General features: G+C 72.4%; 18 protein-coding genes. 10 read left to right on the top strand and 8 right to left on the bottom strand.

What is annotated here, in order from left to right:
* Window positions 1-4: 4 nt before the first annotated feature.
* Genes ACQP2P_RS34920 through ACQP2P_RS34900 form a run of 5 tightly spaced genes read right to left on the bottom strand, consistent with a single transcriptional unit; the run spans window position 5 to window position 4,578 of the window.
* Window positions 5-793 (bottom strand): ABC transporter ATP-binding protein, encoded by a 789-nt coding sequence (locus ACQP2P_RS34920; RefSeq protein ID WP_433608245.1) that lies wholly within the window; start codon window positions 791-793, stop codon window positions 5-7.
* 27 nt (window positions 794-820) lie between these two features.
* Complete coding sequence (locus ACQP2P_RS34915; RefSeq protein ID WP_433608243.1) at window positions 821-1,582, bottom strand: ABC transporter permease; 762 nt, start codon at window positions 1,580-1,582, stop codon at window positions 821-823.
* Window positions 1,579-2,388 (bottom strand): class I SAM-dependent methyltransferase, encoded by an 810-nt coding sequence (locus ACQP2P_RS34910; RefSeq protein ID WP_433608241.1) that lies wholly within the window; start codon window positions 2,386-2,388, stop codon window positions 1,579-1,581. Before ACQP2P_RS34910 ends, ACQP2P_RS34915 begins: the two co-directional genes overlap by 4 nt.
* 3 nt (window positions 2,389-2,391) lie before the next feature.
* The gene (locus tag ACQP2P_RS34905; protein WP_433608239.1) at window positions 2,392-3,411 is read right to left on the bottom strand and encodes an ABC transporter substrate-binding protein; all 1,020 of its coding nucleotides are present in this window, start codon (window positions 3,409-3,411) and stop codon (window positions 2,392-2,394) included.
* A 36-nt stretch (window positions 3,412-3,447) separates the two neighbouring features.
* Window positions 3,448-4,578: an ABC transporter substrate-binding protein gene (locus tag ACQP2P_RS34900; RefSeq protein WP_433608237.1), complete on the bottom strand. Its 1,131-nt coding sequence runs from the start codon at window positions 4,576-4,578 to the stop codon at window positions 3,448-3,450.
* Between the two features lie 316 nt (window positions 4,579-4,894).
* On the opposite strand from ACQP2P_RS34900, the gene ACQP2P_RS34895 reads away from it, so the two are divergent.
* The 4 genes from ACQP2P_RS34895 to ACQP2P_RS34880 are packed head-to-tail and all read left to right on the top strand — an operon-like array spanning window position 4,895 to window position 8,749.
* Window positions 4,895-7,393 (top strand): sensor histidine kinase, encoded by a 2,499-nt coding sequence (locus ACQP2P_RS34895; protein ID WP_433608235.1) that lies wholly within the window; start codon window positions 4,895-4,897, stop codon window positions 7,391-7,393.
* Window positions 7,390-7,797, top strand: a complete 408-nt coding sequence (locus ACQP2P_RS34890; RefSeq protein ID WP_433608233.1) for a roadblock/LC7 domain-containing protein — start codon at window positions 7,390-7,392, stop codon at window positions 7,795-7,797. Before ACQP2P_RS34895 ends, ACQP2P_RS34890 begins: the two co-directional genes overlap by 4 nt.
* Entirely contained in the window at window positions 7,798-8,166 is a 369-nt protein-coding gene (locus ACQP2P_RS34885) for a DUF742 domain-containing protein (protein WP_433608231.1), read from the top strand.
* Window positions 8,126-8,749 (top strand): GTP-binding protein, encoded by a 624-nt coding sequence (locus ACQP2P_RS34880; RefSeq protein WP_433608229.1) that lies wholly within the window; start codon window positions 8,126-8,128, stop codon window positions 8,747-8,749. Before ACQP2P_RS34885 ends, ACQP2P_RS34880 begins: the two co-directional genes overlap by 41 nt.
* A gap of 23 nt (window positions 8,750-8,772) precedes the next feature.
* On the opposite strand, the gene ACQP2P_RS34875 is transcribed toward ACQP2P_RS34880, so the two are convergent.
* The gene (locus ACQP2P_RS34875; protein WP_433608227.1) at window positions 8,773-9,549 is read right to left on the bottom strand and encodes an NPP1 family protein; all 777 of its coding nucleotides are present in this window, start codon (window positions 9,547-9,549) and stop codon (window positions 8,773-8,775) included.
* 450 nt (window positions 9,550-9,999) lie between these two features.
* Between ACQP2P_RS34875 and ACQP2P_RS34870 the strand changes: the two genes are divergently transcribed.
* The 3 genes from ACQP2P_RS34870 (at window position 10,000) to ACQP2P_RS34860 (ending at window position 11,909) form a co-directional block, all read left to right on the top strand.
* Window positions 10,000-10,476: a hypothetical protein gene (locus tag ACQP2P_RS34870; protein ID WP_433608226.1), complete on the top strand. Its 477-nt coding sequence runs from the start codon at window positions 10,000-10,002 to the stop codon at window positions 10,474-10,476.
* A 92-nt stretch (window positions 10,477-10,568) separates the two neighbouring features.
* Window positions 10,569-10,946: a hypothetical protein gene (locus ACQP2P_RS34865; protein ID WP_433608224.1), complete on the top strand. Its 378-nt coding sequence runs from the start codon at window positions 10,569-10,571 to the stop codon at window positions 10,944-10,946.
* 360 nt (window positions 10,947-11,306) lie between these two features.
* Window positions 11,307-11,909 (top strand): HdeD family acid-resistance protein, encoded by a 603-nt coding sequence (locus tag ACQP2P_RS34860; protein WP_433608222.1) that lies wholly within the window; start codon window positions 11,307-11,309, stop codon window positions 11,907-11,909.
* Window positions 11,910-11,997: 88 nt separating this feature from the next.
* On the opposite strand, the gene ACQP2P_RS34855 is transcribed toward ACQP2P_RS34860, so the two are convergent.
* Window positions 11,998-12,741 (bottom strand): SDR family oxidoreductase, encoded by a 744-nt coding sequence (locus ACQP2P_RS34855; protein WP_433608220.1) that lies wholly within the window; start codon window positions 12,739-12,741, stop codon window positions 11,998-12,000.
* Window positions 12,742-12,844: 103 nt separating this feature from the next.
* Between ACQP2P_RS34855 and ACQP2P_RS34850 the strand changes: the two genes are divergently transcribed.
* A complete protein-coding gene (locus ACQP2P_RS34850) occupies window positions 12,845-13,504 on the top strand; it encodes a TetR/AcrR family transcriptional regulator (RefSeq protein WP_433608218.1) in 660 nt (219 codons plus the stop codon).
* Window positions 13,452-14,009 (top strand): hypothetical protein, encoded by a 558-nt coding sequence (locus tag ACQP2P_RS34845; protein WP_433608216.1) that lies wholly within the window; start codon window positions 13,452-13,454, stop codon window positions 14,007-14,009. The genes ACQP2P_RS34850 and ACQP2P_RS34845 overlap by 53 nt, the downstream gene beginning before the upstream one ends.
* Window positions 14,010-14,049: 40 nt before the next feature.
* Here the strand turns inward: ACQP2P_RS34845 and ACQP2P_RS34840 are convergent, their stop codons facing one another.
* On the bottom strand, window positions 14,050-15,036 hold the full coding sequence (locus ACQP2P_RS34840) for a LacI family DNA-binding transcriptional regulator (protein ID WP_433619376.1): 987 nt from the start codon (window positions 15,034-15,036) through the stop codon (window positions 14,050-14,052).
* Between the two features lie 191 nt (window positions 15,037-15,227).
* On the opposite strand from ACQP2P_RS34840, the gene ACQP2P_RS34835 reads away from it, so the two are divergent.
* Window positions 15,228-20,798 carry a GH92 family glycosyl hydrolase gene (locus ACQP2P_RS34835; RefSeq protein ID WP_433608214.1) on the top strand — a complete coding sequence of 1,857 codons (5,571 nt, stop codon included), beginning with the start codon at window positions 15,228-15,230 and terminating at the stop codon, window positions 20,796-20,798.
* The last annotated feature ends 26 nt before the right edge of the window (window positions 20,799-20,824 follow it).

The raw sequence follows: 20,824 nt of genomic DNA, 5'->3' as shown, positions 1-20,824 counted from the left end.
CATTTTAGATCGCTTTCGTGTCGAGCAGGGGCACAGCGGCATCGGTGGCGTGCAGCAGGTCGGTGAGCTCGGCCACGCGGGCCGCGACGTCCGTCAGGTGGGCGTTGCGGCCGAAGGAGCGCGGCCGGGGGATGTCGACGGTGATGATGCGCTGCACCCGGCCCGGGCGGCTGCTCAGCACCGCCACGCGGTCGGCCAGCAGCACCGCCTCCTGGATCGAGTGGGTCACGAAGATCGTGGTCGGGCGCAGCTCCATGTGCACCTGCTGCAGCTGCCCCGCCAGCTCCTCCCGGGTGAGGGCGTCCAGGGCCGAGAACGGCTCGTCCATGAGCAGGACGCTCGGGCGCTGGATGAGGGCGCGGCACAGGGCCACGCGCTGCTGCATGCCGCCCGAGAGCTCATGGGGCAGGCGCCGGTGGAAGCCCGCGAGGCCGACCGCGTCCAGCAGGGACTGCGCGCGGGCGCGGTCGGGCGGGCGGACCCGGCCGCGCAGCTCCAGCGGCAGCAGGACGTTGCCGAGCACCGAGCGCCACGGCAGCAGGGCCGGGCGCTGGAACATCAGGGCGACGTCGGGGCGGGGGCGGGTGACCGGGGCCGCGCCGACGGTGACGCGCCCCGCGGTCGGGGCCAGCAGGCCGGCCACGAGCCGCAGCAGGGTCGACTTGCCGCAGCCCGAGCGGCCGATGACGGCCAGGAACTCGCCGGCCGCCACGGTCAGGTCGATCGCGCGCAGCGCCTCGACGTCGCCGGAGCGGGTGCGGAAGACCCGGGACACCCCGTCCAGCTCGATCATGACCCCTCCAGGAGAACGCGGGAACCGCTAGGCGGAGATCGCGCGGGCCCAGGGCAGCAGCAGCCGCTCCAGGCCCACGACGAGGTAGAACAGCGCGATGCTCAGGATCGCCAGCAGGGTGATGGCGGCGAACGCGAGCGGGGTGTCCAGCGAGGTGCCGGAGAGCACGACGACCGCGCCGAGGCCGCCGTTCGGGTTGCTGATCTCCGCGACGACGGCGCCGATGACGGCCAGCGAGATGCCGAGCTTGAGCCCCACGAACACCTGGGGGAGGGCCCAGGGCAGGCGCACCTTGAGGTACGCCTGCCACCACGACGCCGACAGGGACGTGGCCAGCTCGCCGAGGTCGGCCGGGGTCGAGGACAGCCCGGCGGCCGCCGACACCGCGATCGGGAAGAAGCTGATGAGCACGATCATCACGATCTTCGGGCCGGGGCCGTAGCCGAGCCACACGATCAGCAGCGGCGCGAGGGCCACCTTCGGGATCGAGTTCAGGGCGACCAGCAGCGGCAGGGTGGCCCGTTCGACCGCCCGGGACATGGTCAGCAGCATCGCGATGAGCAGCCCCGCGACCAGCGCGATCAGGAACCCCAGGGCCGTCTCGCGCAGCGTCGCCCCGGCCTCGGCGAGCAGGTACCGCGGCTGCGCGCGAAACGCCGAGACGACATCCGGGGGCGAGGGCAGGAAGAAGGACCGGATGCCGAAGAGCGCGGTCGCACCCCACCACAGCCCGACGGCCACCGCCGCCCCGGCGAGGGGCAGCGACAGCCCGGCCCAGCGCGAGCTCATGACCCGTCCGGTCGCCGGCCGATGGTCGAATACGTGAAATGGCTCCGGACGACCAGGCGGGGATCCCGCACGGCGGAGTACAGCTGCCGGATCCGCTCCGGCGTGAACCCCGCGGCGATGAAGTCCTCGCGCAGCTGGGCCACGTTGACCGCGATCAGCACCGCCCCCGGGCTGCCCCCGGGCCAGGCGGCGGCGTTGATGACGGTGTCGACCCCGGTCAGCCCGTGCGCGAGCATCACGGCGTGCACCCGCGCGGCCCAGGTGGGGTCGTTGCCGCGGGCCGGGAGCACCCGGTTCACGAGGATGTCGCGGTACTCCTCGATGAGCTGCGCCGTCTCGCGGTCCGGCGCGGCCAGGCACAGGTTGCCGAACTCCGTCGCCCAGTCCTCGATCACGAGCGCCCCGCCCGGGGCCAGCGCGGCCGCGAGCCGTTCGAGGACCGCCTCGCGCTCGGGGATGTGCAGCAGCACGAGCCGGGCGTGGATGAGGTCCCACGGCCCGTCCGGCACCGGCTCGCGCACCAGGTCGTGCCGCAGCACCCGGAACCCGGCGCCGAGCGGTAGGTGCCGGACGTTGAGGTCGGTGGCCAGCACGTCCGCGCCCCGCTCGGCGAGCCAGCGGGCCACGCTGCCGCCGCCCGCACCGACCTCGAGGCAGCGCCGACCGGCCAGGTCGCCGAGCGAGCCGAGGCGCTCGAAGGTGAACGGGTCGAGGATGTCCGACAGGTGACTGTGCCGGCCGACGGACTCGGGGTCGTCGTTGTCGAACGAGTAGCGCGACGGGCCGGGGTCGATGAATGTGCTCACGGCTCAGGCCTTCGGGGTGAGCGAGAAGTCGACGACCGCGTCCGGGGTCAGGCCGGCCGGGATGAGCCCGGCGGCCTGGAGGGTGGCGATCGCCCGGGCGACCCGCTCCTGCTCCATCACGCCGATCGCGCTGCCGGAGCTGACGTACGGCGTCATGAGCGTGATCTCGCCGACGGCGGCGGTGACGTCCGCGGCCGGCTGCGCCTTCTTGAGGATCTGCGCGGCCTCGTCGGGGTGCTCGATCGTGTACCTGAGCGCCTTGAGGCACGCGTCGCGGAACCGGCGGGCGAGGTCCGGGCTGTCCTTGGCGATCTTCGCGGTGGTGATGATGCCGTTGCCGTACAGATCGCCGAGGTACTTGCTGTAGGGCAGCACGACGGCCTTCTTGCCGCCGGCCGCCTTCTCGATGCCCTTGGACCCGATGAGGAACGTGCTCAGCGCCTGCACCTGACCGCCGGCCAGCAGCGCGGGGAGCTGGGCGGGCTGGGCGTTGACCCACTGGATCCTGCTCGGGTCGATCCCGGCCAGCTTGGCGTAGCCCGGGAACAGCAGCTGGTTCACCGAGCCGGTGGCGGCGCCGAGCTTCTTGCCCTCGAGGTCCTTGGGCGCGGAGATGCCGGAGCCCTCCAGCGCGATGATGGACACGAGGGTCTGCTGGTGGATCGCGGCGATCGTGCGGAAGTCCTTGTACTCGCCCTTGCCCGCGAGGATCCAGGCGCCGATCAGGTCGAGGTTGGCGAACTGCGCCTGCCCGGAGGCGAGGCCCTTGAGGTTCTCGCCCGTCGCCGCGCCGAGCTGGATGGTGACGTCGAGGCCGGCCTCCTTGAAGTACCCCTTGTCCTGGGCCACCCACGCGAACGCGTCGCGGCCGACCGCGCCGAACGCCGTCAGGTAGGTGACCTTGTCCGCCGGTCGCCCCGCGTCGGCCGCCCTGGGCTGCGGCTGCGAATCCGATGAGCACCCGGCCGTGCCGATCATGACGATGGCGAGCGCCGACACGAGCAATGTGCGATAACGCCTCACTGCCTGGACCCCCAAATTGAGTTTTCGAAAACTGATCTAGCCGAGCAGACGCCACCGGCCGCCGCGCGCCTCGAGCATGGTCAACGATTGCGGCGTGAACCCGGAATGATTGTCTGGCGTAAATCGAATGGAGCCGCTGAGCCCGTCGGTCTGCGCCGATTCCAGCCGGGCCCGCAGGGTGGGCCCGTCGAGCGATCCGGACTGCACCACCGCATTCGCGATGAGTTGTAAGGCGTCGGCCGCGAATGAGGCATGACCGTGGTAGGTGCCGTAGCGGGACGTGTAGTCCTGAAACCATTGCCGCCGGGCCGCCTTCGCGGGCGTGGTCGCGATGACGTCGTCGATGGCGAGCGTCGGCGTGAAAACCAGGGCGGTGGCGTCGGCGCCGGCGAACGGGCCGCCGAGGAAGAGCTCGCCCGCGGCGGCGGCGTCGAGGTAGACCTGGCCGTGGTAGCCGGCGTCGCGCACCGCCCCGAGCGCGAGCGCCGCCTGGGACGGAAAGCCCCAGATCACGACCGCGTCCGGGCCGCCGGCCAGCGCCGAGCGCGCGGCCTTGCCGAGGTCGGTGCCGGCCGGCGCGAACTGGGCGCGGCCGACGACCTTCGCGCCGATCTTGCCGGCCTCGCGGGCCGTCGCGTCGGCGCCGTATCGGCCGTAGGCGTCGTCGCTGCTCAGCAGCGCGACCTTGCGCTGGCCGGCCCGGCCGAGCTCGCCCGTCAGCACGACGGCGTCGTCCTCGGCGCCGGGGGCGAGGCGGAAGATGTACCGCCGCTCGGCCGGCGGCGCGATGACGTCCGCGACCGGCGACAACGCGATCGTCGGCACCCGCCGCTCCTCGATCGCCCGGGCCGCCCCGGCGGTGCACTCGGCGCAGGTCCCGGTGACGATCGCGGTCACGGCCGGGTCCGCGGTGAAGGCCGTGAGCTGGCTGAGCGCGGTCGCCGGGTCGCCCCGGTTGTCCTTGATCCGCACCGTCAGCCGGCGCCGCCCGAGCAGCCCGCTCGCGTTGATCTGGGCCGCCCGCAGCTCCAGCGCCCGCTGGTAGGCCACGCCGACGTCGGCCGCGCTGCCCGACAGCTCGAGGCTCGCCGCGACGAGGATGCCGGCCTCGGTCCTGGCGTTGGCAGGCGTGCACGCGCTGGTCGATATCAGGGCCACCGCCAGCATCGCCGCAACATAGCGCCAGCGCCGCAAGTCGATTCCCCTCGATCGAATCCCCGTGCATTCGGATGCACACCTTGCCAACTCGCGCCAGGTCGGTCAAGTGGGTCGAAATGCGCCGTGTTAACTTCTCCGACATCCTTCATGTAGTGGTAACAATGAATGCGCTGGTTACGCTGGTGATCGACATTGCTCGCTTGATCAACAATGTGCCCGATGGGCTTGCCGGGGTTTCCGAGATCGTGCCGTTCATGGTGGAATGCCGTGTCCTGCGCCCCGGCACCCGCTCATTGGCGGCCACGAGTACGCGGAGAACTCGCGCATGCCCGTATCGAACAGGCCTGCCGGTGGTGGGTTTCGCATCCGCCGGCCGCGGCTGGCCAACGCCCGCATCCGCTCGAAGCTCGGCCTGATCCTGCTGATCCCGCTGCTGGCGATCGTCACGCTGGCCGCGCTGCGGCTGCACGACGCGGCCGCCCGGGCCAGCGACGCCGACACGGTCGGGGCCCTGACCCGGCTCTCCGCCGACGTCTCCGCCCTCGCCCAGGAGGTGCACCTCGAGCGCATGGCCGCCGCGGCGCTGCTGTCCGCGCCCGATGCGAAGCCGGACGCGTACAACCGCCAGATCGAGCGCACCGACGCCGCCGTCGCCGCGTACACCAAGCGCCGCGACTCCCTCGGCGCCGTGCCGGCCGGTGTGCGGGACCGCCTGGAGCGCATCGACGCCCAGCTCGACGTGCTGGCCGCGATCCGCAAGGACGTCGGCGGCGGCCGGGGCGCGTCGGTCGCCGAGGTGCTGCTGCGCTACGGCGTCGTCGCCGACGACCTCGTCTCCTACCGGGAGGCCGTCGCCCAGGTCCGCACCGACCAGGCGCTCGCCGACGAGCTGCGGGCGGCCGCGGCGTTCTCCAAGGCCAAGGCGCGGGTCGCCGAGCAGGAGGCGGTCTGCTTCGCCGCCCTGAAGACCGGCTCCCTCGACGCCCATCAGCTCTCGGCGCTGCTGGCCACGCTCACCGGCCAGCAGGAGGCGTTCGTCGCGTTCTCGCTCTCGGCCAGCGTGCCCCAGCGCCGCATCGTCGAGTCCGCCATCGCCGGAGACGCGACCCAGATGGCCGACGACCTGACGAGCACCCTGCGGCGCACGGCCGGCCAGCCGCGCACGGTCGGCGCCGAGGACGCGCGGGCCGTCTTCGGCGCCGTCAACGACCTCATGCGCTGGACCGAGGCGCGCCTCGACGACCAGCTCGTCGGCGACGCCAAGGCCGTCGGCTCCACGGTGCGCCGCCAGGTCGTGCTCGAGTCCGCGGTGCTCTTCGCGATCCTCGCGCTCGTGGCCGGCCTGGCCTTCGTCACCGCCCGCTCGATGGTCCGCTCGCTGCGGGGGCTGCGGCAGACCGCGCTCGGCGTTGCCGAGCACGAACTGCCCGAGCTCGTTCTGCGGCTGCGCGACGCGCGGACCGTCCAGGAGCGCTCGCCCCGCCAGATCGCCGCCGAGATCCGCAACCCGGCCGGGCTCGACCGCCGCGACGAGATCGGTGAGGTGGTGCGCGCCTTCGACACCGTGCACCGCGAGGCGGTCCGGGTCGCGGCCGAGCAGGCCGTGCTGCGCGACAGCGTCTCGGCGATGTTCCTCAGCGTCGCCCGCCGCAGCCAGACCCTCGTGGACCGGATGATCGGCCAGCTCGACCGGATCGAGCGCGGCGAGGACGACCCGAAGCGGCTCGCCCAGCTGTTCCAGCTCGACCACCTCGCCACCCGGATGCGGCGCAACGACGAGAACGTGCTCGTCCTGGCGGGGGCCGACACCGCGCCGCCGCGCCGCCAGGACGCGCCGCTGCTCGACGTGATCCGGGCCGCCCAGTCCGAGATCGAGCTCTACGAGCGGGTCGAGTTCGCCGAGACCGACGCGGACGTGCTCGTCGCCGCCCCCGCCGTCAACGACGTGGTGCGGCTGCTGGCCGAGCTGCTGGACAACGCGACCCGCTTCTCGCCCCCGCACGCCCCCGTCGTGGTCTCCGGCCGGCGCATCGGCGACCGCACGATCGTGCGCGTCGAGGACCGCGGCCTCGGCATCGACCCCGCGGCGCTGAGCGACCTCAACCGCCGCCTGGCCGAGCCGGCGCCGGTCGACGTCGGCGCGTTCCGGCTCATGGGCATCGCGGTCGTCGGCCGGCTCGCCGCCCGGCACCGCATCACGGTGCGGCTGGGCGACAACGCCGGCGGCGGGACCGTCGCCGAGGTGGTGCTGCCCGCCGGCGCGCTCGTGCGGCGGCGGGACGAGCGGCGCACGGCGCTGCCGACCCGGCGCCCGGCCGCCCCGCCGCCCGAGCCGCCCGCCGCCGGGCCGCGGCAGGTGGAGTGGCGGGAGGAGCGCCGGGCGGATCCCCTGGGCGCAACCGCGGGGCCGTCGGCCGGCGATGACACCACGGAGCTGCCGATCTTCCGGGCGATCGAGGACACCTGGTTCCACGAGCACGGCCACAGCGCGCTCACCGGACCGCCGCCCGCGCCCGCCGCGGCACCCGCCGGCGGTGCGGCCAGGGGCGGCTGGCGGACGCGGGCCGACGAGGGCTGGCGGGCGGCCGCCGCGGCGCAGCACCCGCGCACCGACGCCAGCACCCGCTCCGGCCTGCCGATCCGCTCGCCGCAGGCCCAGCTCGTGCCCGGCGGCGTGCCCGCGCGCCCGGCCAAGCTCAAGCGGCCCAGCGCCGAGGAACTGCGCGGGCTGTTGTCGTCGTACCAACGGGGAGTCCAGCGCGGACGTCAGGCCGGTGCGGCCGCGACGGACCACGCCCAGCCAGCGGAGGAGAACCACAGATGAGCGGGTCCGGCGCACTGGAGAGCCTGAGCTGGCTGCTGGACAGCTTCGCCCAGCCCCTGACCGGGGTCGCGCACGTCATCGCCGTCTCGGCCGACGGCCTGCTGCTGGCCGCGACCGGCGACCTCCCGCCGGACCGGGCCGAGCAGCTCGCCTCGATCACGGCCGGGCTGGTCAGCCTCACCTACGGCGTCGGCCGGCACTTCGAGGGCGGCCGGGTGCGGCAGACGATCGTGCACATGGAGGCCGGCTACCTGATCCTCATGGCGATCAGCGACGGCTCGTCGCTCGTGGTGCTCGCGGCCCGCGACTGCGACGTCGGCCACGTCGGCTACGAGATGGCGCTGCTGGTCGAGCGGGTCGGCAAGTCGCTGGTGTCACCGCCGCGGGAGACGGTGGCCCCGTAGATGGTCCAGGGCGGCGATGAGGACCCGCGCGGAGCCCTGGTGCGTCCGTACGCGGTGACCCGCGGCCGGACCGAGCCCACGCGCGAGATCGCGATCGAGGCGGTGCTGCTCACGGTGCGGCAGGGGGCGGAGGCGAGCCGGTACGCCGGGCGGGAGTGGCGGCTCATCGCGAACCTGTGCGCCGACCGGCCGCAGTCGCTGGCCGAGGTCGCGGCGTGCCTGCGCGTCCCGCTCGGCGTCGCCCGGGTCCTGGTGGCCGACATGATCACCGAAGGGATCCTGACCCTGCACGAGCCGCTCGAGGCGGGCGACTCGCAGGAGCGGATCCATGTCCTGGAAAGGGTTCTCGTTGGACTCCGCAACCTCTGAGCGCCGCCGCCCGGGCGCGAGCCGCGTCACCGCCGTGAAGATCCTCATCGCGGGAGGGTTCGGCGCCGGCAAGACCACGCTCGTCGGCGCGATCTCGGAGATCCCCCCGCTCACCACCGAGGCGATCATGACCGCGGCCGGCGTGGGGGTCGACGACACGGGCGGCGTGCCGGGCAAGAGCACCACGACGGTGGCGATGGACTTCGGGCGGATCACGATCGCCGAGGACCTGATCCTGTACCTCTTCGGCACCCCCGGCCAGAACCGCTTCTGGTTCATGTGGGACGAGCTGGCCCGGGGCGCCCTCGGCGCGGTCGTCATCGTCGACACCCGCCGCATCGAGGACAGCTTCGCCGCGCTCGACTTCTTCGAGCACCTGGGGCTGCCGTACCTCGCCGCCGTCAACTGCTTCGAGGGCGCGCCGCGCTACGACGCCGAGGAGGTGCGCCAGGCGCTGGCGATCGCCGGGCACGTGCCGCTCGCCCTGTTCGACGCCCGCTCGCGGGACTCGGTGCGCCAGACGCTGATCGCCGTCGCCGAGCACGCGCTGCGGACGCTGACCGCGGGCCGGCCCCGTCCCTGACGGAGCCGGCCCGCGGGTGCGGGTCAGGCGGCCGGGTCGAACGGGATCCCGGTGGGCTTGGACGCGGTGAGCAGCGGCACGAACCGGCCATCGTTGATCTTGATGGTGGCCGAGCCGAAGTCGGCGGTCATGAGCCGGTCGCGCAGCGCCGTGCTGGGCCAGCCGTTCCAGTCGACCAGCGGCGGGTAGCGCCAGGTGTGGTAGTGGTTCTCCGGCGGCTCGTCGTTGCCGTTGGCGAGCCGGAAGAAGTGGGTCGAGGCGCCGTCCTTGTGGTAGACGGTCTTGGGGTGCGAGCCGTCGAAGCGGACCTGCGAGCGCGGGTAGGTCACCTGGCTGCTGTGCTGCGTCGTGGTCACGTACTCGACCTGGTTGGTCGCCTGGTTGACCCAGGAGATGACGTGCTCCCAGTCGTGCCGGTGGCCGCCCAGGCTGATGCCGGGCAGCGCCTGGTCCTTCTCGAAGTAGCTGGCGTAGACGATCGCGCACCAGCCGTTGTTGCACTTCGAGCGGGCGTAGGTCTGCGAGCGGTCGAGGTCGGACTGGTCCCGGCAGTTGCCGTTGAGCGCGCCGGTCGGGTTGAGGCCCGGGTTGAGGGTGCCGGTGGGGCTGATGGCCGCCACGGCGTAGCAGCCGTCGGTGTCGTAGTCGTAGGCGGGGGAGAACGACTGCTCGTACCCGCCCGCGTTCTGCGGCAGGTTCGGCAGCGAGTCGGCGAAGGCCGCGGTCGCGGGCAGCAGGACGACGAGTGCGGCCAGGCCGGCCACGATCATCGACGCGCTACGACGATGCCTGGGTTTCAATGCTTCCCCTTCGTGGGTCGTCAGGTACGCCCAAAATATTGATGCAGGCGAGTATCTCGCGCGACCGGCCGGGTGTGAACATCGAGGCGTTCCCGGGTGAACCGCGGACGGGCGGACGGCGCGGTTCCGCGGCCGTCCGGTCACGGTGGGCAACCGAAACGACGACGTTTTCGTGACGCGGGGCCGTATTGGCCGGGCCGGGCCAAGCGGATCGTTCGCCGCGGCGGCGCGCTTGCCTGGTCAGGGCCGCGAGACCGCGAAACCTCTCACCGGCTCACGGGCACGGCGAATCATGTCGGCCGGGTGACGTACGGACGTCCGGCACCGGGCAGCGTTGGCTTCGCGACATATCCACGCACGGGCGACACGGAGGCACACATGACCGCAGGCACCGCTGAACGATCCCGACAGCAGACCCAGGGTCAGGAAGGAGAGGGCGAAGAACAGAGCATGCTTCCCCTCCTGCTGATGGCGCTGATGGCGCGCCGGCAGCGGCAGGGCGAAGGCCTGATCGAGCACCCGCTGCTGCTCGCGGCGCTGGCGAATCGGCGGCAGGAGGGCCGGAACATCTTGGAGAACCCGCTGTTCATGGCCGCGCTGATGCGCAACCGGCAGGAGAGCGGCGAGGAGGGTATCGAGCACCCGCTGCTGCTGCTCGCGGCGCTGGCGAGCCGGCGGCAGGAGGGCCGGAACATCTTCGAGCACCCGCTGTTCATGGCCGCGCTGATGCGCAACCGGCAGGACGGCGGCGAGGAGGGTATCGAGCACCCGCTGCTGCTGCTCGCGGCGCTGGCGAATCGGCGGCAGGAGGGCCGGAACATCTTCGAGCACCCGCTGTTCATGGCCGCGCTGATGCGCAACCGGCAGGAGAGCGGCGAGGGCATCGAGCACCCGCTCCTGGCCGCGGCCATGATGGCCGGCCGCTGACGGCTCGGCACGCGATCCGCCCTTCGGCCGCGGGTGTTGGGCGGGATCGTGCCGAGTCCGATTCGAGTCCCGACAAACGCTGAGGAGTCATCGTGGCCGAACGAGGGTCGAAGGAAGAACCCGCGCACGAGTCACCCGAACCGATCGAGTCGCTGATCGACGACGCCATCCGGGAGATCCTCGAGGAGGCGGGCACGCCCGGGGCCGCGCACGCCAGGTCCACGGCGCCGCTGCTCGACGCGATGGTGTCGACGACACGCGCGCGCGGCGGGCAACGGGGATCGGTGATCGAGCGCGTCCTGCTCGCCGAGGCCTTGGCGGGCGCCCTGGCCGACGCGCTGGCGCCCGCGCTGGCCGCGGTCCTCGCACCGAGGATCGTGGACATGCTCGAAGGCGGCGGGCAGGACGCCGAACCGCCGCACCGGGAGCAGGCGGCGGCCGGCCGCACCCGCAAGTCCGACAGCAAGTGACACCAGCTCGCCGGCCTGCGCGCGGGTAACGGCGCTCGCCGGTCACCCGCGCGCCCGCATGGCGTCTGCGCCGTCCGACGCCACCGAACCACATTGCCGTCGCCCCCTCCGGTCACGCAGGCCCGCAGACCGTTCACACGACGCGGGCTAACCCACAACCATCAGCGTCGAACGCCGGGCGCCGCGGGTCATCCTTCTTTGAAGATGAAACCGTCACCCTGCGTACCCGCCGCGGCGACCCGCGCTTGTGGCCGGCGCCGAACCATGCCCCGAGGGTGAGGCGCGGCACGTCCCGACCGGCGGAGGGTGATTTTGAAGTCCGCCGCGCGTGATGCGGGCGAATCCGTTCGGAGGTGGACGATGACGACCACGCACTGGTATCAGCGCCGCGCCTGGAGGCACTCCGGTTCGGCCACCGCGGCCGAGCCCGTCTGGCAGGTGATGATCCTTGGAGCCGTCACGGTGTGCTTCGGCATCGTCGTGCTCGTCTGGCCGGGGGAGACGCTGCGCCTGCTCGGGCTGGCCACCGGAGTCTGGCTCATCGTCGCGGGCGCGACCCGTGCGTTCGCCGCGTTCGACCGGGACCGCGGCGCGACGCATCGGGTGCTGGCCGCCGTCGTCGCGGTGATGCTGGTCGCGGCGGGCGTCGCGTGCCTGCGCAGCGCCGAGGGCGGCGAGCGTGTGCTGGCCGCGCTCATCGGGCTGTCCTGGCTGGTGAGCGGCTTCGTCCAGCTGACGGTCGCGATGCTTGCGAGCGGCCCGGTCCGCACCTGGCTCGCCATCCTCGGCGGTGTCTCGGCCGTGGCCGGCCTCGTGTTCATCCTGTGGCCCGGCCCGTCGCTCATGGCGCTGATCCTGCTGACCGGCATCAGCGCGCTGCTGATCGGGGCCGGCGAGATCGGATTCGCGCTGCGACTGCGGTCGGGCGGCAAGCACGCGGTGTCCGAGCTGACGGGGTCCTGACGCCTGGGGTGCCGGTCGGGCGCTTGTCGCCCGACCGGCGTTGTGCGTCCAAGGGCGCGGACGCCGTGCCCCCGGGGCCGGGCGGTCGCTAGATCTGGCTCGCGCCGCCGTCCACGTAGATCTCGGCGCCCGTCATGAACGCGCTGGCGTCCGAGGCGAGGAAGACCACGGCGTCGGCGATCTCCTCGGGCCGGCCGAGCCGGTTCATCGGCACCCCGGCGGCCAGGCTCTTCAGCAGTTGCTCGGCCGAGCCGGGGTCGCCGGCCAGGCCGCTGAGCCCGGGCGTCTCGATCGGGCCGGGCGCGATGGCGTTGACCCGGATGCCCCGGCCGACCAGCTCGGCGGCCCAGCTGCGGGTGAACGAGCGCAGGGCCGCCTTGCTGGCCGCGTAGACGCTGAACGACGGGGCCCCCTTGACGTCGATGTTGGAGCCGGTCAGCACGACCGACGCGCCCCGGTTGAGCAGTGGCAGGACGGCCTGGACGGTGAACAGCGTGCCGGCGACGTTGGTGTTGAACGTGTCGGCGTAGTGCTGCCAGGTGATGTCGCCCAGCGCGGCGAACTCGCCGCCCCCGGCGTTGGCGAACAGGATGTCGAGCCCGGCGCCGCGCTCCCGGATGGCGGCGGCCACCCGCTCGAGGTCGCCCGCGTTCGCGACGTCGGCGCGGATCCCCGTGGCGTTGCCGCCGAGTCCGGCGACGGCCTCGTCGAGCGCGTCCTGGCGGCGGCCGGTGAGGAACACGTGCGCGCCCTCGGCGGCGAGCCGCTTGGCCGCGGCCAGGCCGATACCCGAGGTGGCTCCGGTGACGAGGGCGGTCTTTGCGGTGAACATGGTTCCTCCTGAGCGAGCTAGTTCTGTACCGTTCGGTAAATAAATGGAACGCTAGCATCGTGGAGATATTTCTGTACCGACCGGTTGGATGAGGTGTGTCACCATGACCCCAGCGCCGGGCCGGCCTCGCGGCTTCGACGCCGACGCGGCCCTCGACCGGGCGATCGAGGTGTTCTGGCGCCACGGTTACGAGGGTGCCTCGCTCGCCGACCTCACCGAGGCCATGGGCATCAACCGCCCCAGCCTGTACGCCGCCTACGGCAACAAGGACGAGCTGTTCCGCCGCGCGGTCGCCCGCTACGCCGAGGCCGACATGGCCTACGCCCGCCGGGCCCTGGCCGAGCCCACGGCGTACGCCGTCATCGAGCGCTTCCTGCGCGACAACGCCGACGCGCTGACCCGGGCCGACCGGCCGGCCGGCTGCCTGTCCATCCAGGGCGGCCTGGCCGCGGGCAGCGACGACGGCCGGGCCGCACGGTTCCTGGCGGCCAGCCGCCTGGCCGGGGAAAGGGCGCTCGCCGGGCGCCTGGCCCGGGCCGTGGACGAGGGCGACCTGCCGCCCGGGACCGACCCGGTCGCCCTGGCCCGCTTCGTGATGGTGGTCAGCGAGGGCAACGCCGTGCACGCGGCGGCCGGCGTGAGCCGCGACGCCCTGCACGCCACGATCGACATAGCGCTGAGCGCCATCCCGGCCGATAGGCTGACGGGCCATGACCCGGCGGACGACGGCCACGGCGCTGCGCAAGGCCAGGGACTCGCATGAGCTGCTGCGCGTCGGACGCCTCTGGTCGGACGGGACCTTCGAGGGCTACGTCGGCGCGGTGGCCGAGACCTGGGCCGCGCTGCACATCCTCGACGACAACATCTACCTCGACGGCTTCGCGGCCGTGCGGCTCGACGACGTCACGTCGATCGAGCGGCGCGGCGGCCCCGAGGCGTTCGCGGCCCGCTCCCTGGCCCTGGACGACAGCTGGCCGCCGCCCCCGCCACCCGCGGACCTGGACCTCACGTCGGCGCGGCGCATCCTGGTCACCGCGGCCCAGCGCTACCGGGTGGTGAGCATCTACATCGAGCGCGACGACCCCGACGTGGTGTTCGTCGGGCGGGTCGTGGGCTTCAACCAGAAGACGCTGATGCTGCTGGAGCTCACCGCGAAGGCGGAGTGGCTCAAGGAGCCCAGCGCCTGGCGCCTGGACGAGATCACGAGGATCGACTTCGGGGGCGAGTACCAACGCAAGCTCCTGCGCGTCGCCGACGCCGCCCGATGAGCGGCCACCGACCCGTGCGTTCGCGCCGCCCGCGGGCCGGCTAGAGGCGCAGGCCGCGCGCGACCAGCTCGGTGGGCAGCACCACCGTGCGCGGCCAGGACCGGTCGCCGTCGATGCGGCGGAAGAGCAGCTCGGTGGCGGTGCGGGCCAGGGCGCGCGTGTCGTAGGCGATCACCGTCAGCGGGTACGGCACCAGGCGCGCCAGCTCGAAGTCGTCGAAGGCGAGCAGGGCGGCGTCGCTGCGGCGCCGGTAGAGCTCCTCGATCACGCCGAGGGTGATCCGGTTGTTGAGGCTGAAGAAGGCCGTCGGCGGGTCGGGCTGCTCGAGCAGCTCCGCGACGACCCGGCCCGCCGCCGCCGGATCGCGGACCCCGTCGCGGACCAGGCGGTCGTCGTACGGGGCGCCGGCCTCCACCAGCGCGTCCTGCGCGCCGTCGAGGCGCTCGCGCATGGTGTAGACGCCGATCGAGTCGAGCAGGACGGCGATGCGGCGGTGGCCGGCGGCGACGAGGCTGCGCACCCCTTCGCGGGCGCCCCCGCGGTTGTCCAGCAGCACCGTGTCGGCGCGCAGGTTCCCGGGCGGCCGGTCGAGGAAGACCACGGAGGTGCCGAGCTCGACCTCGGCGCGCAGGAAGGAGTGGTCGCACCCGGTCGGGCTGCCGGCCGGCACGACGAGCAGCCCGTCGACCCGCCGGGCGCACAGGTCCCGCAGCAGCTGCTGCTCGCGCGCCGGGTCCTCCTCGGAGCTGGCGATGATGAGCATGGTGTCGCGCTGCCGGGCGATCTCGGCGGCCGCGCCCGCGATGGTCGCGTAGAACGGGTTGGCGATCTCCTCGATGAGCAGCCCGACGGTGGCCGTCGCCTGCCCGGAGCGCAGCGAGCTGGCCAGGTGGTTGCGCCGGAAGCCGAGCTCGGCCACGGCGGCGAGCACCCGCTCGGCGAGCTCGGGCTGGACGTACGGCGCGTCGTTCACGACTCGCGACACGGTCTTCAGGCTCACGCCGGCCCGGGCGGCCACGTCCGCCATCGTGGGCCGCCTGATGCGGCCCGGCTCGCTTGTCACGCGAAAGACCATAGCCGGACATTGGCGGTCCTTGACAACGTTGACACAAAATTCGCGATTACGCGCATGGATCTTGACAACGTTGTCAGGTGGCGCCAGGCTGACGCTCGCCACCGGGCGTGCCCCTGCGCCCGTGATCACCCCTGGAGTTCCCCATGAAAGTGCCCAGGACCCGCCGACGACTAGCCGGGGCAGCCGCATTCCTGCTGCCCGTCGGACTCCTCGTCGCCGCCACCACCGCGAGCGCCGCCACGCCGCCCGGCGACTTCGGCTCCTCCTTCGAGACCACCGACCCCAAGCCGGCCACGACCACCGTCGAGACCGACGCGAGCGGCCGGCCGATCCAGGGCAACCTCTCCGGATCCAGCCCCAACGGACTGCCCGGCAGCGTGCTCGGCCAGGTCGCCGCCGTGACCGCCAGCGCGGAGAACCCGCCGAACGAGGTCGCGGCCCGGCTCGCCGACGGCAACCCGTCGACGAAGTGGCTGGCGTTCAACCCGACCGGCTGGGTCGCCTACCAGCTCAAGGCGCCCGCGGCGGTGGTGCAGTACTCGCTGACCTCCGCGAACGACGCGCCCGGCCGCGACCCCAAGGACTTCACGGTGCAGGGGTCCAACGACGGCAGCCAGTGGACCGATCTGGACCGGCGCACGGGCCAGACCTTCAGCGGCCGGTTCGCCACCAACACCTACAGCTTCACCAACACGGCCGCGTACAGCTACTACCGGCTCAACGTCACCGCCAACTCCGGTGACTCGCTGGTCCAGCTGGCCGACTGGGACATCAGCGACGGCACGAACACCCGCCCGCCGGCCACCCCGATGGTCAGCGTCGTCGGGGCCGGGCCCGTCAGCGGGTACAACATGAAGCCCAACGCCGGGTTCACCGGCCTGGCGTCGCTGCGCTACTCGGGCGGAGCCGAGGCCGACGGGCGCTCGTTCGCGACGAACAAGCTGTTCGACGTCAACATCCCGGTCGGGCCGAAGACGCGCCTGGCCTACAAGATCTTCCCGGAGTACACCGGGCAGGACGCGCAGTACCCGTCCACCTACGCCGCCGTCGACCTGCACTTCACCGACGGCACCTACCTCAGCGCTCGCTCGCCCCTCGACCAGCACGGGTACGCGCTGACGGCGGCCGGCCAGGGCGCCTCGAAGGTGCTCTACGCCGACCAGTGGAACGCGGTGCAGTCCGACATCGGCACGGTCGCGAGCGGCAAGACCATCGACCGCATCCTGCTGGCCTACGACGACCCGCAGGCCACCGCGGCGACCCGGTTCCAGGGCTGGATCGACGACGTCACCGTGACGGGCACGCCGGCGGCGATCGACGGCGCCAGCCTGACCAACTACGTCGACACCCGGCGGGGCACCAACGCCTCGGGCTCGTTCTCGCGCGGCAACAACCTGCCGATCTCCGCGGTGCCGAACGGCTTCAACTTCTTCACGCCGGTCACCAACGCCACCTCCGACTCGTGGGAGTACGAGTACCAGCGGGCCAACAACGGGGCGAACCTGCCCACGCTGCAGGGCCTCGCCATCTCGCACGAGCCGAGCCCGTGGATGGGTGACCGCAACCAGATGTCGGTCATGCCGGTGACGGCGGGCGGCAACCTCACCGGGGCACCGAGCAGCCGGGCCCTGTCGTTCAGCCACGGCGACGAGATCGCGCGGCCGGACTTCTACCAGGTCAAGACCGGCAACGGCCTGACCGCGCAGCTGTCGCCGACGGACCACGGCGGCATCATGCAGTTCACCTTCCCCGCGGGGCAGGCGACCGGCAGCCTCGTGTTCTACAACGGCACGTTCACCATCGGCACGGACGGCACCTTCACCGGCTGGGTCGACAACGGCAGCGGCCTGTCGGTCGGGCGCAGCCGGATGTTCGTGGCCGGCACCTTCGACCGCGCGCCGAGCACCTCCGCGGCGACGTCGGCGACGTTCGACACCTCCGCCAACTCGCAGGTGACGCTGCGCATCGCGACGTCGTTCATCTCGCTCGACCAGGCCCGCAAGAACCTCGACCTGGAGGTCACCGGCCGCAGCTTCGAGCAGATTCACGCGGCCGCGACCGCGGCGTGGAACGACCGGCTCGGCCGGATCGAGGTCCGCGGCGCGAGCGAGACCCAGCTGGTGACGCTGTACTCCAACCTGTACCGGCTGAACCTGTACCCGAACTCGCAGTCGGAGAACACCGGCACCGCCGCCGCGCCGCACTGGCAGTACGCCAGCCCGGTCTCGGCACCGACCGGCTCCTCGACGCCGACGAACACCGGCGCCAAGCTCGTCGACGGGCAGATCTACGTCAACAACGGCTTCTGGGACACCTACCGCACCGTGTGGCCCGCCTACACGCTGCTGTACCCGGACGTGGCGGCCAGGATCGCCGACGGGTTCGTCCAGCAGTACCGCGACGGCGGCTGGATCGCCCGCTGGTCCTCGCCCGGCTACGCCGACCTGATGACCGGCACCAGCGCCGACGTGGCCCTCGCGGAGGCGTACCTCAACGGCGTGAGCCTGCCCGACCCGATGAGCGCGTACAACGCGGCCGTCCGGGACGCGACCGTGGTCTCCGGCAAGAGCGGCGTCGGCCGCAAGGGCCTGCAGACGTCGCAGTTCCTCGGCTACACCCCGACCTCCACCGGCGAGTCGGTGTCGTGGGCCCTCGAGGGCTACATCAACGACTACGGCATCGGCAACATGGCCGCCGCGCTGGCCAAGGACCCGAGCACGCCGAAGGCCGACCGGGACCGGCTCAAGGAGGAGTCGGAGTACTTCCTGCAGCGCGCCCGCAACTACGTCAACCTCTTCGACCCGGCCAGCAAGTTCTTCCAGGGCCGGGACGCGGCCGGGAACTTCCTCAACGGCAACCCGCTGGACTGGGGCGGCGTCTACACCGAGACCAACGGCTGGAACTTCGCCTTCACCGCGCAGCAGGACGGGCAGGGCCTGGCCAACCTGTACGGCGGGCAGGACGCCCTGCGCCAGAAGCTCGACGAGTTCTTCGCCACGCCCGAGAAGGCCGACCACCCGGGCGGCTACGGCGGCACGATCCACGAGATGCTCGAGGCGCGGGCCGTCCGCATGGGCCAGCTCGGCATGAGCAACCAGCCCTCGCACCACATCCCCTACATGTACGACTACGCCGGCGCGCCGGCCAAGACCCAGGCGATCGTGCGGGAGCTGCTGCAGCGGCTCTACGTGGGCAGCGAAATCGGCCAGGGCTACCTGGGTGACGAGGACAACGGCGAGATGTCGTCGTGGTACGTCCTGAGCTCGCTCGGCCTCTACCCGCTGCAGGCCGGCTCGTCCAACTGGGCGATCGGCTCGCCGCAGTTCACCAAGATGACCGTGCACCGCAAGAGCGGCGACATCGTCGTCAACGCGCCCGCCAACAGCACGAAGAACGTGTACGTCCAGGGCGTCAAGGTCAACGGCAAGAAGCTCAAGGAGGTCTCCGTCGACTCCTCCGTCCTCGCCCGTGGCGGGACCATCGACTTCGACATGGGGTCGAAGCCGTCGTCGTGGGGCACCGGCAAGCACGACGCCCCGCCGTCGCTGACCAAGGGCGACGACGCGCCCCAGCCGCTGCAGGACACCACCGGCCCGGGGCTGGGCACCGCGACCGCGACCGGCGGCCTGGACGCGTCGAAGCTGTTCGACGACACCTCGGCCACGCAGATGACGTTCGCCACCGGCACCCCGCAGATCAGCTGGGCCTACCGGGGCGGCAAGCAGAAGCCGACGTGGTACACCATCACCTCGGGCGCCAACCCCGGCGACCCCGCGGACTGGAAGCTGCAGGGCTCCCGGGACGGCGTCAGCTGGACCACCGTCGACTCCCGCAAGGACGAGGTGTTCACCTGGCGCAACCAGACCCGTCCGTTCCAGGTCAGACACCCGGGGAAGTTCACGCAGTTCCGCCTCGTCGTCACCAGGACCGTCGGGGCCGAGCAGACCAACCTGGCCGAGATCGAGCTGCTGCGCGGCGGCGACGTCGAACTCGGCGGCGGCGACGTCAGCGTGACCCCGGTGGGCTCCGGCGCGGTCCCCGCGACGGCCGGGGTGGCGGTCTCGGTTCCGCTGGCCACGGTCACGGGCGGCACCGCGACGGACTACCAGGCGACCGTGGACTGGGGCGACGGCTCGCCGGCGACCACCGGCACCATCTCCCTGAGCTCGCGGGCGGTCTACAACGTCGGCGGTTCGCACACCTACGCACAGCCCGGCTACTACCAGGCCTCCGTCACGGTGACCGACGGCAGCAGCCAGGACTCCGCGACGGTCGGCATCGACGTGGCCTACACGCCGGCGTCGGGCCTGACGGCCGCCTTCGACACCGTCTGCATCGGCGACGAGGGCGTCCTCGCGGCCAACTGTGACGCCAAGAACTGGGCGTACTCCCGGGCCGCGCTCACGGCCGGCGGCGTCACCCAGGGCCAGTCGCACGACGTGCCGGGCACCGCGCTGCACTTCACGCTGCCGGCCACCCCGGCCGGTCAGCCGGACAACGCCACCGGCAACGGCAAGACGATCGTGCTGAACCTGCCCTCCGACGCCAAGACCATCTCGTTCGTCGGCGCGGGCACCCAGGGCAACCAGAGCACGACCGCCACGGCGACGTTCAGCGACGGCACCACGGCGAGCATCCCGATCCAGTTCAGCGACTGGACGCTGGGCGGCAACCCCAACGGCACCCCGTCCTACGGCAACATCGTGGTCGCCAAGACCGCGTACCGGTTGCAGGGCACGAGCCGGGACGGCGCCCAGCCGTTCCTGTTCGCCACCGCGCCGTACCAGATCCCGGCGGGCAAAACGCTCGTCTCGGTGAAGCTGCCCACGCAGACCGGTGACCCCGGCTCCGCGGGCCGGATCCACGTGTTCGCCATCGCCGACGACGGCACCCCGTCGCCGGCGCTGGCCACCACGGCCCCCAAGAACCAGACGGCGAACGTCGGCCAGGCGTTCGACGCCGCGCTCGGCACGGTCACCGGCGGCGTCCCCGACGCCACCGGCTACCACGCCCGTGTGCAGTGGGGCGACGGCACGGCCCCGCAGGACGCCACCGTCGGCACCGGCGGCGCGATCAGCGCGCAGCACACGTACGCGCTGAAGGGCACCTACACCGCCCACGTCACCGTGTGGGACAGCCGGTCGAGCAGCACGCTGACCTTCACCGTGACGGTGGGGGGCGGCGCCAAGCAGCCGACGATCTCGGCCACGCCCGCAAGCGGTGCCGCGATCGCCGTCGACGGCACCGGCTTCACCGCCGGTGAGCAGGTGACCGTCAAGCTCGCCGCGTCCGACGTGACGGTCAAGGCCACCTCGGCCGGCGCCGTGCACACCACGATCGCGGCGCCGGAGCCCGGCCTCTACGCGGTGACCGCCGAGGGCGCGTCCTCGCAGGCCCCGGCCACGGCCACCGTCGAGCTGGACGCCCCGGTCGCGGTGCCGGGCCCCCAGCCGCAGATCACCCTGTCGGCCACCGAGGGCCCGCGCGGCACGGCGCTGACCCTCGATGCCTCCGGCCTGGCGCGCAACGAAACGGTCACGATCACCTTCGGCGACGGCCTCGCCGCGTTGACCGTCCACGCCAACGCCGATGGCATCGTCTCCGCCGCGTCCTTCAGCGTGCCGGGGAACGCGGTGCCGAGCTCGACCAGCATCCAGCTGGCCGGCGCTGATTCGAAGATCCGGGTCGAGGTGCCCTTCACGGTCACCTACTGACCCAAAGGAGCTCGAGGCCGCCGGTG

The sequence above is a fragment of the Dactylosporangium sp. CA-139114 genome, assembly GCF_050955725.1.
GTDB lineage: Bacteria > Actinomycetota > Actinomycetes > Mycobacteriales > Micromonosporaceae > Dactylosporangium.
Note: the sequence above shows the minus strand (reverse complement) of the source record. Positions and strands in the feature narration are given on the sequence as shown.